Origin of the sequence: Kitasatospora sp. NPDC052896 (assembly GCF_044547075.1) — a bacterium.
Taxonomy (GTDB): Bacteria; Actinomycetota; Actinomycetes; order Streptomycetales; family Streptomycetaceae; genus Kitasatospora.
Window position 1 is genome coordinate 127,560 of record NZ_JBITZU010000006.1, and the last position, 14,583, is coordinate 142,142.

The 14,583-nt window shown below is 75.0% G+C and carries 9 protein-coding genes; 6 read left to right on the forward strand and 3 right to left on the reverse strand.

Annotated elements, in window-relative coordinates; all coding sequences use genetic code 11:
- Window positions 1-25 precede the first annotated feature (25 nt).
- Genes ACIGXM_RS15300 through ACIGXM_RS15310 form a run of 3 tightly spaced genes read left to right on the forward strand, consistent with a single transcriptional unit; the run spans window position 26 to window position 6,665 of the window.
- Window positions 26-1,195, forward strand: a complete 1,170-nt coding sequence (locus tag ACIGXM_RS15300) for an AAA family ATPase (RefSeq protein WP_396560888.1) — start codon at window positions 26-28, stop codon at window positions 1,193-1,195.
- The gene (locus ACIGXM_RS15305; RefSeq protein ID WP_396560890.1) at window positions 1,192-4,755 is read left to right on the forward strand and encodes a DUF5682 family protein; all 3,564 of its coding nucleotides are present in this window, start codon (window positions 1,192-1,194) and stop codon (window positions 4,753-4,755) included. The genes ACIGXM_RS15300 and ACIGXM_RS15305 overlap by 4 nt, the downstream gene beginning before the upstream one ends.
- Entirely contained in the window at window positions 4,752-6,665 is a 1,914-nt protein-coding gene (locus ACIGXM_RS15310; protein ID WP_396560892.1) for a hypothetical protein, read from the forward strand. The genes ACIGXM_RS15305 and ACIGXM_RS15310 overlap by 4 nt, the downstream gene beginning before the upstream one ends.
- Window positions 6,666-6,971: 306 nt before the next feature.
- On the opposite strand, the gene ACIGXM_RS15315 is transcribed toward ACIGXM_RS15310, so the two are convergent.
- Window positions 6,972-8,213, reverse strand: coding sequence for an FAD-dependent oxidoreductase (locus ACIGXM_RS15315; protein WP_396560893.1), 1,242 nt, complete (start codon window positions 8,211-8,213; stop codon window positions 6,972-6,974).
- A gap of 84 nt (window positions 8,214-8,297) precedes the next feature.
- On the opposite strand from ACIGXM_RS15315, the gene ACIGXM_RS15320 reads away from it, so the two are divergent.
- A complete protein-coding gene (locus ACIGXM_RS15320; protein WP_396560895.1) occupies window positions 8,298-9,092 on the forward strand; it encodes a TetR/AcrR family transcriptional regulator in 795 nt (264 codons plus the stop codon).
- Window positions 9,093-9,193: 101 nt separating this feature from the next.
- Here ACIGXM_RS15320 and ACIGXM_RS15325 read toward each other — a convergent pair whose 3' ends face one another.
- Window positions 9,194-10,048, reverse strand: coding sequence for a LuxR C-terminal-related transcriptional regulator (locus tag ACIGXM_RS15325; RefSeq protein WP_396560897.1), 855 nt, complete (start codon window positions 10,046-10,048; stop codon window positions 9,194-9,196).
- A gap of 799 nt (window positions 10,049-10,847) precedes the next feature.
- On the opposite strand from ACIGXM_RS15325, the gene ACIGXM_RS15330 reads away from it, so the two are divergent.
- Window positions 10,848-11,780 carry a LysR family transcriptional regulator gene (locus ACIGXM_RS15330; RefSeq protein WP_396560899.1) on the forward strand — a complete coding sequence of 311 codons (933 nt, stop codon included), beginning with the start codon at window positions 10,848-10,850 and terminating at the stop codon, window positions 11,778-11,780.
- A gap of 474 nt (window positions 11,781-12,254) precedes the next feature.
- Here the strand turns inward: ACIGXM_RS15330 and ACIGXM_RS15335 are convergent, their stop codons facing one another.
- Entirely contained in the window at window positions 12,255-12,608 is a 354-nt protein-coding gene (locus tag ACIGXM_RS15335) for a VOC family protein (protein WP_396560901.1), read from the reverse strand.
- A 201-nt stretch (window positions 12,609-12,809) separates the two neighbouring features.
- Here ACIGXM_RS15335 and ACIGXM_RS15340 point away from each other — a divergent pair, with 201 nt between their 5' ends.
- Window positions 12,810-14,504, forward strand: a complete 1,695-nt coding sequence (locus ACIGXM_RS15340; RefSeq protein WP_396560903.1) for a cytochrome c biogenesis protein DipZ — start codon at window positions 12,810-12,812, stop codon at window positions 14,502-14,504.
- Window positions 14,505-14,583: the final 79 nt, after the last annotated feature.

A 14,583-nucleotide genomic window follows, 5' to 3' on the forward strand; every position in this document is an offset into this window, starting at 1 on the left:
TCCGACGGATCCAAGGACCGACACCATGAGCCCCACGACCGATCAGACAGCCCCGCAGGCCCGGCAGATCCCGCCGGCCGAGGAGCGCCACGCGGCGGAACTCGCCTTCCTCGCCGCGTACGACGACGGCCCCCGCCCGCCCGGCTGGGCGCTGACCCCGAGCGCGGTGGTGACCTTCGTGTGCGGCAGCGACGGCGAGGCGCTCACCCTGCCGCCCAAGCGCCGCAAGGCCGGCGCGCTGCCGGCGAAGCTGGTCGTCGCGCCGAAGTTCGTCGGTGAGCGCGCCCTGGTGGAGCGCTGCGTGGTCACCCTGGCCGGTGAACGCGGCCTGTTGCTGGTCGGTGAGCCCGGCACCGCCAAGTCGATGCTCTCCGAGCTGCTGTCGGTGGCGGTGAGCGGCACGAGCGAGCTGACCGTGCAGGGCACCGCCGGCACCACCGAGGACGCCTTCCGCTACGGCTGGAACTACGCGCTGCTGCTCGCCCAGGGCCCCACCCCGCAGGCGCTGGTCGCCTCGCCCGTGATGACCGCGATGCGCAGCGGCAAGGTCGCCCGGATCGAGGAGGTCACCCGCTGCCTGCCGGAGGTGCAGGACGCCCTGGTGTCGATCCTCTCCGACCGGCGGGTGAGCGTGCCGGAGCTCGCCGGCACCCCCGGGGCCACGGTCGCCGCCGTACCCGGCTTCACCGTGATCGCCACCGCCAACCTGCGCGACCGCGGCGTGTCGGAGATGTCCGCGGCCCTCAAGCGGCGCTTCAACTTCGAGACGGTGCACCCGATCGCCGACGCGGACGCCGAGACGCGGCTGGTCCGCACCCAGGCCACCGCTGCCGTGCGGCGCGCGGGGGCCGCCTTCGGCGTGGACGACGCGGTGCTCGACGTCCTGGTCACCGTCTTCCGTGACCTGCGCACCGGCCGCTCGGCCGAGGGCTGGGACGTCGAGCGGCCCGGCACGGTGATGTCCACCGCCGAGGCCGTCCACGTCGCCGCCTCGCTCGGTCTGGCCCGCGCCTACCTGCCCGGCGGCGACGCCCTCGACCTCGTCCCCGGCCACCTGCTCGGCGCGGTCCGCAAGGACGACCCGGCCGACCACGCCCGCCTGTTGGGCTACTGGGACGGACCGGTGCGCCGCCGCGCCGAGGACGGCTCGGCCCTGTGGCGCCGCCTGTGGGACCTGCGGGAGAACCTGCGTTGACCGACCTCCGTACCTCCCCGGACCCGGCCGATCCGCGCCAGGCGGTCGAGTCGCTCGCCACCTGCGCACGGCCGTACCTGATCGGCGTCCGGCACCACAGCCCGGCCCTGGCCGCCGTGCTGCCGGCGCTGCTCGACGAGGCCGCCCCACGGGTGCTCTGCGTGGAACTGCCGGCCGACTTCCAGCGGTGGCTCCCGCACCTCGCCGACCCCGGCACACTGGCCCCGGTCGCCCTCGCCGGGGCGGACGGTGACGGACGGCTCGGCTTCTACCCGTTCGCCGACTTCTCGCCCGAGCTCGCCGCGATCCGCTGGGCCCGCGAGCACGGCGTCGAGGTGGTCTGCTGCGACCTGCCGCTCGCCGACAAGGGCTGGACCGCGCCGGGCCCGGACACCGACGCCGGCGAACGCCCCACCGGCACCGGGTACGCGGACGCCCTCCGGGCTGCCGGCACCGGTCGCGACGGTGACGACCTGTGGGACCGCTCGGTCGAGGTGCGGGCCCCCGGCAGCACCCCGGAGGCGGTACGCCGCGCCGCGCTGGCCGTCGGCTGGGCGCTGCGCCGGGACTCCGCCGGGCGGGCCGGAGTGCCCGCCGAGGATCTCGCCCGCGAGGCGCACATGCGCCGGGTGATCGGCCGGGCAGCGGCCGGCGGGGCCCGCGTCGCCGCGGTCGTCGGCGCCTTCCACACCCCCGCGCTCCGCGCGGAGCCGCCGGCCGAGGTCCCGTCCACCGCGCCGGCGCCGGCCGACGGCGGACCGGTCACCTCCCTCGTCCCGTACACCTTCGATCTCCTCGACGCCCGGTCCGGTTACCCGGCGGGCATCCGCGACCCGCGGTGGCAGCAGGCCGTGCTCACCGCACAGGGCGATCCGCGGCAGCTCCACGAGGCGGCGGCCCGGGCGATCACCGAGGTATGCCGCGAGCTGCGCGCGGCCGGACATCCGGCCGGCACCGGCGAGGCCGCCGAGACCCTGCGACTGGCCTGCGATCTCGCCCGGCTGCGCGGCCTGCCGGCCCCCGGCCGTGGCGAACTCCTGGAGGCGGTCGCGGCCGTCCTCGGGCAGGGCGAGCCGCTCGGCCGCGGCCGGGCTCTCGCCAAGGCCCTCGGGACCGTGCTGGTCGGCGCCGACCGCGGCCGGCTCGCCCCCGGCACCCCGCGCTCCGGCCTCGGCCCGTCGATGGAGTCCGAACTCGTGGCCCTGCGCCTGCCCAGCCCGGACGACCCCGACTCCCGCGAGCTGCGGCTCGACCCGCTGCGCTCCGCGCTGGACGGGCGCCGCGAGGTGCTGCTGCAGCGACTCGCCGTCCTGGGTGTCGGCTACGGCAGGGCACTGGAGGTGTCCGGCACGGGTGACGCCTCCGCGCTGACCACCCGTTGGCGGATGGCCTGGACCCCGTCCGTGGCCGCCCGGCTCGACCTGGCCGGCGTGCGCGGGGTCACCGCCGAGCTCGCCGCCGCCGGCACCCTGCGCCAGACCGCGCGCGGCCAGGCCGCGGACGGCGGGCCGACCTGCGTCCAGCTGCTCGACGGGCTGCGCGCCGCCGCCCGTTGTGACCTGCCGGCCCTGGTGGCCGAGTACCTGGCCGAGGCCGAGAGGCTGCTGCCCGTCTCGGCGACCCTGCCCGAACTCCTCGACGCGCTGGACCTGTTGGAGGCACTGCGGGTCGCCCACCTGCCCGGCACCACCGAGCACAGCCGGGCCCGGGCCACCGAACTGGCCGGCACCCTGCTGGACGCGGCCGTCCGCGGCCTGCCCGGCCTCGCCGGCAGCGAGGACCCGGCGGACGCCGCCGCCCTGGTCGCCCTCGCCACCCGGGCCGGCGAGGACCGGCTCGGGCTGCGCATGGAGGACGCGCTCGCCGCCCTGGCCCGGACGGGCTCACCGCTCCTCCAGGGCGCGGCCCTCGCGTGCCGCGTCCTGCTCGACCTGGACACCGCCGACCAGCTCGGCGCCCGGGCGGCGGGCTGGGTCGACTCGGCAGCCGACCCCGAGGGCCGGCGCCGGCTCGCCCGGCTGCTGGCCGGGCTGCTGACGGCCGCGGGCCCGCTGCTGCAGTACGCGCCCGGTGCCCTCGGCCCGCTGCTCGAGCGGATCGACGTCCTGCCCGACCGCGCGTTCCTGCGGCGGTTGCCCGCGCTGCGGGCCGGCTTCGACGCGCTCAGCCCCACCGGGCGCGGGCGGCTGCTGGACACCGTCACCGAACACCTCGGCGAGCGCCTCGATCTGACGCTCGCGGCACCGGCCGAGTTGATCGCCCTGTGGACGGCGGCGGACAGCGCCGCCGCCGAGGCCCTCGCGGCCCTCGGTCTGCCGGGCACCACCCCGGTCGGGACCGGAGCCCCGGCAGCCGGGGCGGCGGCCGAGCCCACCCAGGCCGCGCCCGCCCCACTCGCCACGGCCGAGCCGGCCTGGCCCGCGGGTACCGCCGCACCGCGGCGACTCCCGACGGCCGACCGCTGGCGACTGCTGCTCGGCCGGGAACCGGAGCGCCTGCCCGCGGGCGCCCGCCGCTACGCGCAGGCCCTGGACGAGCTCTACGGCGCGGGCCGCGGCGAGGGCTCCGCCGACCTCGGCGGCGGGTCCGGCGCCGGTGGCGGTCAGCAGGAGTCCTTCCCCACCGCCCGCGAGTGGTCGAAGGAACTCGAGGCGCTGTTCGGCGCGGACGTCCGTGAGGAAGTGCTCGCCGCCGCCGTGGACTCGGGCCGCACCGACGTGCTCGCCGAGCTCGACCCGACGTCCGTCCGCCCCTCGATGGAACTGCTGACCTCCGTGCTCAACCTGGCCGGCGGCATGCCCGAGCACCAGCTCGAGCGGCTGCGTCCACTGGTGCGCCGCCTGGTCGACGAACTCGCCCGCGAGCTCGCCACCAGGCTGCGCCCCGCCCTGACCGGCCTGGCCAGCGCGCGGCCGACCCGCCGTCCGGGAGGCCGGATCGACCTGCCGCGCACCCTGCGGGCCAACCTGGCCCACACCCGGCGCCTCACGGACGGCCGGACGGTCGTCGTGCCGGAGCAGCCGGTGTTCAGCACCCGCTCGCGACGGGAGGCCGACTGGCGGCTGATCCTGGTGGTCGACGTCTCCGGATCGATGGAGGCCTCGGTCATCTGGTCCGCCCTCACCGCGGCGGTACTGGGCGGCGTGCCGACCCTGTCCACGCACTTCCTGGCCTTCTCGACCCAGATCGCCGACCTCACCGACCGGGTCCGCGACCCGCTGTCGCTGTTGCTGGAGGTCCGGGTCGGCGGCGGCACCCACATCGCCGCCGCGCTCGCCCACGCCCGATCGCTGGTCACCGTGCCCAGCCGGACCCTCGTGGTGGTCGTCAGCGACTTCGAGGAGGGTTACCCCCTGGGCGGCCTGCTCGGCGAGGTCCGGGCGCTGGCCTCCTCCGGGGTGCACCTGCTGGGCTGCGCGGCGCTGGACGACCGTGGCACCCCGCGCTACTCGGTGCCGATCGCCCGTCAGCTCGTCGCCGCCGGCATGCCGGTGGCCGCCCTCAGCCCCCTCGCCCTCGCCCGCTGGGTGGGCGAGCGCCTGCGTGGAGAAACCCGATGACCGCCACCGATGACCTCCAACTGCCCCCCGTCGCACCCGAACTGTTGGCAGCCACGGTCGAGCTGCTGACGTCCCGGCTGCGCAGGAAGCTCGACGCGGCGATCGGGCAGTACGCCGCGCTGCCCGTCGAGCCCGCTCCCGACGGCCCGGGTGTCACCGTCCGGTGCGGCGAGGACGCCCTGGTCACCCTGGTGCCCGGCCCCACCGGCGTGGTCACCGAGGAGGGGCAGGCGCGGTGCGGTTGCCTGCTCGCGCCGCGCTGCCTGCACCGGGCGGCGGTGCTCGGCTGCTGCCCGATCGCCGACCCACCGGCCGCCGACGGCGCCACACCGGGCGAACCGGGCGCACCCGACGACGCGCAGGCCGACGGTGGCCGGCTCGAGGCCGCCCAGGTGACCGCCGCGCCAGCCAGGGAGCAGGCGCCGGAGCCGGACGTCGTCGAGCCGACGTCCGCCCAGACCGCGGCCGCCGCCGAGCTGTGGGCCGCCGCCGCGGCCGCCCTCGCCGCGGGCGTGCCCGGGGCCGGGGCCGTCGCGCAGGCCGAGCTGCTGCGCGCGGCCCACACCGCCCGGCTGGCCGATCTGCACCGCGCGGAGGCCGCCGCCCTGCGCGCGGTCCGCGGGCTGCGCGGCGCCCGCGCCCGCCACAGCAGCCACCGCACCGCGGATCTGGCCGCCGCGCTGCGCGAGCTCCTGCTCGTCACCGCGCTGCTCCGCTCCGGCTCGGTGGACCGGTCGTTGCTCGGCGGCGCACGCCGCGCCTACCAGCCGGGCGGCGCCCTGCGGGTGTACGGGGTGTGCCGTGAGCCGGTGCTGACCGCCACCGGCTACGGGGGAGTGGTGACCCATCTGGTCACCGAGGACGGCCGGTGGATGTCGGTCGCCGACGTCAAGCCGGGCGGTGCGGCTCGTGCCCGCGGCGCCGGCACCGCCCCCGTCTCGGTGGGGGCGGCGGCGCTGGACCACGCGCAGCTCTCCCGGGGCGGTCTGCTGATCTCGGGCGCGACCGTCTCGGCGGACGGCCGGCTGGGCTCCGGCCGTGGCGTGCGCGCCAACCCGGTGGCGGGGCTGGACTGGGGCTCGGGCCCCCTGGCGGCGCTGTTCGCCAGACCGCTGGCCGAGGCCGTGGCCGAGCGCCTCGCCGACGGCCCGCTCGCGGATCCGGAGCGGACCGAGCGAGTTCGTCGGCCCGTCGGCTGCGACCTGGTCGTCCTCGGTGCCGACGCCGACAGCGTGCTCGCCCGCGAGCTCGACCCGGTGACGGGGCGGGCGCGCGGCCCCCTGATCCGGCTGGTCGCCGCCAACCGCCACCCGGACCTGGCGCACACCGCCAACCTCGCGAAGCTCGCGGCCCGTCCGGGCCTGCGGGTGCGGGCACTCGCCCGGGTGGACGCCGACCGGGCCGCCACCCTGCGCCCGCTGGCGCTCGCACCGTTGCCGGGGGCCACGGCCACGCTCAGGCTGCCGCCCGAGTGGCAGGGGCGTGCGGACCTCGGCTACGACCTGCTCCAGGGCACGCACCTGCCCGCCGCCGAGGAGTGTGCCCCGGACCAGCCGGTGATCGCGGCGGCGCCCGACCCACTGGGCGACTCCCCGCTGTGGCGGGTGCGCCGCCAGGTGGAGCTCGCCCTCGCCGGCGGGCGCCGCGCCCTCGCCGAGTCGCAGCGCGGCGGCGGCGCCCGTACGGACGCGACGGCTCTGCGGCGCACCGGTTTCCAGACCGCCGCCGAGCTCACCACCGCCCTCGCGGCCGAGGCTGACCGGCGCCGGCGCGACGTCTTCGGACGGCTCGGTGACGCCGGCGCCGACCGGTACGCCGAGAGCTGGCTCGCGACCGCCGTCCATCTCACGGCGGCCGAGCGGGAACTCGTCCGCGCGACCTGGCGTGCCCACGAGGTCGCGGCCGGCTGAACCGCGGCGGGGGGGGGGGGGCGGCCCCCCCGGGGGCGCCCCCCCCGCCCCCCGGGGGGGGCCCCCCGCCCCCCCCCCCCGGCCCGCGCCCCCCCCCCCCCGGCCCGGCCCCCCCCCCCCCCACACCCCCGGGGCCCCGGGGGGCCACCGCCCCCGCGCGCGCGGGGGGCCCCCGGGGGGGGCGCCCGCCCCCCCGGGGGGGGGGGGGCCCCCCCGCCCGGGGCCCCCACGGCCGGACCGACCGGTGCGCCGGACCGGCAAGCCCACGTTCACGGGCCGGCCCGGCGCTCGCGGGACCGGCGGCGCCTACGCCCTGGCCGGCTCCGCCGGGGAGCGCCGGGCGAAGGCCGGGGCGTGCTCCGGGCGCGGGCCCAACGCGACCAGGCGGGAGGGGAGTTGCCGGAACCCGGGGAGGTACCGGGTGGCCAGGACCATCGAGGTGGGTGGGCCGATCCGGCGGCCGGTGAGGACCGGGGCGAAGAGCCCGTCGTGCAGCATCAGTTGCACGCGCTGCAGGATCACCACGGGCCGCCACCGCCGCCGTTGGACCTTCGCCAGGTCGGCGGTGGTCAGCCGGCCCCGGCGCAGCGGTTCGGCGAGCAGCGTGGCCGCCGCGACCGCGTCCTGGATGGCGAGGTTGATCCCCACTCCGCCGGCCGGGGACATCGCGTGGGCGGCGTCGCCGATGAACAGGAGGCCGTCGGCGTACCAGTGCGGAAGCCGGTTGAGTCGGACGTCGAGCAGGTGGACGTCGTCCATGCTCGGCAGTTGGTCGACCCGGTCCGCGTACTGCGGCATCAGGTCGGCGATCCGCGCCCGGAAGCGTTCGACGCCTTCGGCGCGCAGGCGGGCGTCGGACCCCTTCGTGGTGAAGTAGGCGATCTGGAAGTAGTCGGTCCTGGTGATGCTCAGCGCGAACTCGCCGGCCCGGAACGCGGGGACCAGCCGGGGCTCCTGGGTCTGCTCCGCGAGGTGCCTGGGCAGCCGGAACCACCAGGTGTCGAACGGGACCGGGAACTCCTGGGGCACCAGACCGGCGTCCTGGCGCAGCGCGGAGTGGCGGCCGTCGGCCGCGACGGTGAGGGTGGCGCGGATCTCGCCCTCCTCGCCGTCCCGGGTGTGGTAGCGGACGCCGACGACCTTGCCGCCCTCCCGGATCAGCCCGGTCGCCGCGGTGTTCATCCGCAGGGTGAACGACGGCTCCCGCCGGGCCTCCTGGGCGAGCAGGTTGAGCAGGTCCCACTGCGGGATCATCGCGATGTAGTTGTACGGCGCGGGCAGGGCCGCGAAGTCGGTCAGCCGCACCCGGCCGCCGTCCGCCGTGGGCACCTCCATGTTGCCCAGCCTGCTCTGCGGCAGCGCGGCGAACTTCCGGCCCAGACCCAGCTCGTCCATCAGCCGCACGGTGGACGCGTGGACGGTGTCGCCGCGGAAGTCGCGCAGGAAGTCGCCGTGCTTCTCCAGCACGGTCACCTCGATTCCGGCCCGCGCCAGCAGCAGGCCCAGCATCATGCCGGCCGGTCCACCCCCGGAGATGACGACGCTCATGGCACTCTCCCCTCGTTCCTGTTGGAACTCTCATATACAGAGTCTTTGGAACGGTCTCAGGTGTCAAGCCGTATCATGTAGCACATGCAGGAGCACGAACAGATGCGGGACCTGGTGGCCGCCGCCCTGACGGCGGCGAGGGAACGCGGCCGGGACGTCGCGGACGTCCCGCTGACGGCGATCGCCGCGGCGGCCGGCGTCTCCCGCAGCACGCTGCTGCGCCGGCTGGGCGGCTCCCGGGCCGCGCTGGACGAGGCGGTCCGGCGGGCAGGCGTCGACCCCGGCGGCCGGCGGCCGGTCCGCGAGCGCGCGATCGAGGCGGCGGCGCAGCTCGTCGCCGAGCGGGGCCTCGGCGCGGTGACCCTGGACGCCGTCGCGGAGCGGGCCGCGTGTTCGCTCCCCAGCCTGCACACGGTCTTCGACGGCCGGGACGGCCTGCTCGGCGCCGTCTACGAACTTTACGGCCCGCTGCTCGACCTGGAGACCCTGGCCGCCGACCCGCCGGAGCACCTGGAGGACACCGTGCGGGCTCTCTGCCGAGCCATGATCACGGCGTTCGACCGCGAGCCGCGCGTGCTCCCGGCGATCTTCGCGGACCTCTTCAGCCGGCCGGACGGGCCCGCCGCGCGAGCGATGCGGGCGTACCTCCCGCGCCTGTTCGACAGCCTCGCCCGGCTCCTGATGCCGCACGTGGAGGCGGGCCGGATGCGACGGCTGCCACTCCCGGTCCTGGTCCAGCTCCTGCTGGGCCCGATCGTCACCCACATCCTCCTGCGACCCGTCCTCGACCCCGTGCGGGGCGTCGACCTCCCACCCGTGAACGAGGTCTGCGAACTCTTCGCCGAGGCCTACCTGCGCGCGGTCGCGCGGCCGGAGTGACGGGTCCGCCCGCTGCCACGCCGTGTGGTCGCGTGCTCGGCTCCGCCGAAGGCGGCATCCCGGACCGCTTCACCGCCGCGCCGGCTGTCACGGCACGGGTCTCACAGCACCAGGACGGTCTCGCTGCGGCCCAGCAGGTAGCCCAGGTGCAGCCGGTTCCGGGCGCCCAGGCTGTCCTTGATGTGTGCCACGTGGGCCTCGAGCGTCCGTTCGCTGATGCCCAGGCGGCGGGCGATGACCTTGTCCGGGAGGCCCTCCACCAGCAGCCGTTGGATGGACTCCCGGATGGACGGGACCACCTCGGGGGCGGCCTGGGCGGAGTGGGTCGGCACGAAGGGGAACGGCTCGGCGCGGTCCCAGGAGCGCTCGAAGACGTCGCTGAGGAACCGGACGACGGCCGGCTCGGTGATCATCGCGGCCTCGGTGCGGTCGTCGTTCGCCGGGATGAACGCGGTGGCCCGGTCGATGACGATCAGTCGGTCGAAGAACTCGGCCAGGGTCCGCACCTGGACGTCGTAGCCGGTCACGGTCCGGACGTAGTCCTTGGTGGCCTCGTCGAACCGGGTGGTGTGCTGGTAGAGCGTGCGCATCGAGACGCCGGCGCTGATCTGCCGCCGCACCGACTCCAGCGCGTCGTCCAGGACCGCGCGCGGCCGTGGTCCGTCCGGCTGGGCGGTGAGGATCTCCTGCCGGGCGTTGGTCAGCGCCTCCTGGATGGTCCGGTTGATGGTCGGTAACTCGCGTATGTACGTGACGCAGCCGCAGCTCCGGGAGCCGGTGTCGGGCGCCTCGGGGGCGGGCGTCGTGGCCGCGACCCTGGTCGCCTGTTCCTTGGCCTGACGTGAGAGCTGGGCCAGCGCCTCGCGGACGGCCGCCTCGACGGCCCCGCCGGTAAGCGTGAATACATCCGGGGTTACCCCGCCCGTGGAATTCGGCGGCGAGACCGCCTCGACCACCTCCGATTCGGATCGATCAGCTCCATTTTCCGGTCCGCCGGCCCCATTTCCCATTTCGATCTCTCCCGAGGCGTCTGATTTACCCTGGTCCATATCCATGAGGATCCCTCGGCTTTTTGCCCGGCCCCCCGGTGGCACTCGCCGAGAAGACAACGGAGCAGCCCCCCCGGCCCGGCTCGTTGTCCGAGATCTCGTCGGAGGTCAGGTCGGGAGCCGTGCCGCCCGGCCTGCGCGTCGGGCGTCAGGCAGGGGTGCTGTCAGGCGGCGTTGTGCCCGTCGGCCGGGCGCCCGCGCGGCGTGGTGCACCATGCCGACACGTCCGCGGACGGGCGGCACCCCGCGTGCGATGCCGGGGTGGAGGATCAACGGGGCGTCCCGAGGACTGAGGCAGTCACCACCGTTGCGGGTGGCCACGTTGATGTTCGGCTCGGCGGTCACCGTCGACGCGATTCCAGCGGGGCCGGACGTCGCGGGTCCGACGGTCGCCAGGGTGGCGAGGGGAGTGGCCGTGCTCCGGTCCGCCAGGTGCGCCACGGGGTCTCCTTCCAGGCCGCTGCGAAACGCAACGCCGTGCGCTCGACTCGAAGTGCGCGGCCGGGCCGGCGCCAGCCGCCGGCCGTCCGAGGATCGGCCCGCCGGTGGCTCCGGATACCGTCCGGACGACGGTCCTACTGTGCGGCCACGGAACATGTCAGGTCTATTGACTGTTCTGTATGGGCCGATGCGCCGTGCGTATCGCTCTGTTCGTAGGGGTACTTGAGGCAATATCAGAACTCTAACGGGGGATCAGATCGAAACAATGTACGAATCACCACCATTTCGCGTGCCCTTCGACCTGCGTCTGGTGCGGTGCTTCACCGTCGTGGCCGAATACCGGCACTTCGGCCGCGCCGCCCAGGTGCTGTACACCACCCAGCCGTCCCTGAGTCGGCAGATCCGCCGCCTTGAACAGCAGCTCGGCACCCCTCTGTTCGAGCGCACGCCGCACGGCAACCACCTCACCCAGGCAGGCGAGGTCTTCCTCCCGCTCGCCACCGCGCTGCTGCGCTGTGCCGACCAGGCCGCGGCACGCACCCGCGCCGCCGCACGGCCCGACCGCATCACCATCGGCTACACACCGGGGGTCATCATCACCCCGGCCGTGCGCGAACTGCGCCGCCAACACCCCGTCGCCGAGGTGGCGACCCGTCACCTGAACGTGCACGACCGGCGCCAGGCCCTGCTGGACCACCGCGTGGACGCCGTGGTCACCCGGCTGCCGTTTGCTACCGACGGCCTGGAGGTGACCCCCCTCTACGACGAACTCCGCCTCCTGCTGGTGCCGTTGGACCACCGGCTGGCCGGCAAGGAATCGGTCACCCTGGACGACATCGCCGACGAACCCCTGCCCAAGGTGCGGAGTTGTGACCCGATGGTGAGCGCCTTCTGGCGCATCGACCCCAGACCCGACGGACGCCGGGCCCCGGACGGCCCCCTGGTCGAAGCGCTCGAGGACCTGATCGAACTCGTCGCCGCCGGACAGGCCGTGTTCATCGCCCCCTTCCACCCCGTGCGCCCGGACCTCACCGCGATCCCGCTGGAGGGCGTCGAGCCCAGCCACGTCGTGCTCGCCACCCGCGCCCACGACCCCAACCACCTGGTGGCGGCCTTCCGCACCCACGCCCGTGCCCACCTCACCAGCCAGGACCCGACCGGACCTCCCAGTGGCCTCCAGCGACAGACCGACGGCTGAGCAGGCCACACCGGTGACCCGGGCCTCCGGGCCGGGATCTTCACGACCAGGGCCGGGGACTGGAAACGGAGCGCGCCAAGCACGCCTCCACCCGGGGACGGTGCGTTCCGTGCCCTCGGCGGGAGGCGTGCGGTGGGCGCCGTGCGGCGCGGGGTGCCTGTTCCCCGTCGTGGCCGACGATTCGGAGCGCAGTGGCTTCCTGGCCCACGCGCCGGGTACGGCCGCACCGCCGCGATGGGCCGGCGTCCAGTTGGCGGGGCCGAAGGACGCGTTGTGACTCGTCAACGATCCCGCACGGCTCAACGCGACCATGCGGGACAGGGGTTGCTCGGCCTTCCGCACGGCGGGGTTGCTCCGCGCATGCGGCGAGGCCGTCTGCCGTACGCTGCGCGAAGCGGGTCGGGTACCGCCGTGCGGGCGATGGTGCCGGGCCGGCGCCGAGGGGTTCGGGCCGGCCCCGGGTCGGTGCGTGGGTCAGCGCAGGGTGCCGTCGTGGATCTCGGTGACGAAACCTCCGGGGAAGCGGACCATGGCGCTGTGTCCTCCCTGGCCGGCGTACGGGCCCCAGAGGACCGGGGCGCCGTTGGCCCGGGCCTTGGCCACGGTGTCGGTCAGGTCCGGTACGGCGATGCCGCTGACCTCGTGCCCGAAGGGGTGTCGAGGTAGCCGTCGGCGGTGGAGATGACGACCGTGTTGCCGTATCGCGAGGTGATGGTGCCCGGCGCGCCGATCTGGGCGCCGTCGGGGCAGGCAGGAGTACGCCGCCTTCGAGGTGGTGAGGATCGCCGTGGCGGCCCCGAGTGCTGCGGTGGCGACGCAGGTGATCAACGCGCCAGGTGCCTCGGGGAGCTGCTCGTGGCAGTACGGCCACCACCGTCACCCCGAAGCGCCGGCGTCAGGAGGAGACGGTAAGAAGGCGGTAAGGCAGCTGGGAGCCGATTCCGAGGAGGCTCCCAGTCTGCGGATCTACGCTGGTGATCGGCACCAGACGCTGGTGACACCGCTCGGCACAGCCACTCGGAGGCCTCTGTGATCACGCTCGTTCTGATCGGGCTCGTGGGAGGTCTGATCACGGGGATCTCGCCCTGCATCCTGCCGGTCCTGCCGGTGATCTTCTTGGCCGGCGGGGCGCAGGGCGCCCGGGATGGTACGGGCGTGGGCGGCCGGCGGCCGTACCTGGTGGTGGCTGGGCTGACCCTGAGCTTCTCGGTGTTCACTCTGGTGGGGACGCTCGTGCTCAGCGCGCTGCCGGTGCCGCAGGATCTGTTCCGGTGGGCCGGCCTGGTGGCGCTGGTGCTGCTCGGGCTGGGCATGATGGTGCCGCGTCTGGAGTCCTTGCTGGAGCGGCCGTTCTCGCGGATCCCGCAGCGACGGGTCGGTGTCGACCGGGGTGGGTTCGTGCTCGGGCTCGCGCTCGGCGCGGTGTACGTGCCGTGTGCCGGGCCGGTGCTCGCGGCCATCACCGTGGCCGGCGCCACCGGGCGGGTCGGTCTGCGGACGCTGGTCCTGACACTGGCCTTCGCGGTCGGCACCGCCGTGCCGTTGTTGCTGTTCGCGCTGGCCGGACGTGGACTGGCCGAGCGGCTGCGGGTGTTCCGCAGCCGCCAGCGCAGGATCCGGGTCGTCGCGGGGGCGGTGGTGATCGCGCTCGCCGTCGCGCTCACCTTCAACGTCACCGACGCGCTCCAACGCGACGTCCCGGATTACACGGCGGCCCTGGACCGGGCGGTGGACCACTCGGGCAGTGTCAGCAAGGTCTTGGCGGCGCCCGCGCAGAGTTCCGCCCTGGCCGCGTGCGGCCAGAACGCGGGATCGGGGATCCTGCAGAACTGCGGTGCCGCGCCGCCGATCGCGGGTATCAGCCAGTGGCTGAACACGCCGCAGGGCGCCCCGCTCACCATCGCCGGGCTGAAGGGAAAAGTCGTCCTGGTCGACTTCTGGGCCTATTCCTGCATCAACTGTCAGCGTGCCATCGCCCACGTCACGGCCTGGGACGCCGCCTATCGGGCGGACGGCCTCCAGGTGATCGGGGTGCACACTCCCGAGTACGCCTTCGAGCACGTCGCGGCGAACGTGGCGGCTGGCGCCAAGCGCCTCGGCATCGGGTATCCGGTGGCTCTCGACGACAACTACACGACGTGGAACAACTACGCCAACGAGTCCTGGCCGGCCGAGTACCTGATCGACTCGACGGGCACGGTGCGCTACGTCTCCATCGGCGAGGGCGACTACGCCGGCACCGAGTCCCTGATCCGCCAACTCCTCACCGCCGCACACCCCGGTGTCACCCTGCCCGTCCCCACCCAGGTCGCCGACCGCACGCCCACCGACACCGCGCAGACCCCGGAGACCTATCTCGGATCCGCCCGCGCCACCACCTACGCCGGCGAAGCCGCACTCACCCCGGGAACGGCGACCTTCCACTACCCCGCGACCGTCCCCGACGACCAGTTCGCGCTCACCGGCACCTGGTCGGTGAGCGCCGAGTCCCTGACCGCGAAGGCGAACGCGGGGATCACCCTGAACTACCAAGCCGACGACATCTACCTCGACGTCGGCGGCACCGGCACCATCACCGCGACGGTCGACGGGAAGACCACGACCTACCCCGTCTCCGGCGCGCCGAACATCTACACCCTGCTCAACCGCTCGACTCCCGAACGGGGTTCACTTCAGGTGACGCTCTCGCCGGGGCTGAGTGCCTACTCCTTCACCTTCGGCTGACCCGGCCACCGGGGTACCCTGACCGGTGCTCTTCGACGCCCTCGGCACGGCCGGGCAGACCCTCGAGGTGACGTCACCA

What these genes read in the sequence shown, in the direction of transcription:
- ACIGXM_RS15300 (WP_396560888.1), top strand. Translation starts at nt 26, where the DNA reads ATGAGCCCCACGACCGATCAGACAGCCCCGCAGGCCCGGCAGATCCCG.
- ACIGXM_RS15310 (WP_396560892.1), top strand. Translation starts at nt 4,752, where the DNA reads ATGACCGCCACCGATGACCTCCAACTGCCCCCCGTCGCACCCGAACTG.
- ACIGXM_RS15315 (WP_396560893.1), bottom strand. Translation starts at nt 8,213, where the DNA reads ATGAGCGTCGTCATCTCCGGGGGTGGACCGGCCGGCATGATGCTGGGC.
- ACIGXM_RS15320 (WP_396560895.1), top strand. Translation starts at nt 8,298, where the DNA reads ATGCAGGAGCACGAACAGATGCGGGACCTGGTGGCCGCCGCCCTGACG.
- ACIGXM_RS15330 (WP_396560899.1), top strand. Translation starts at nt 10,848, where the DNA reads ATGTACGAATCACCACCATTTCGCGTGCCCTTCGACCTGCGTCTGGTG.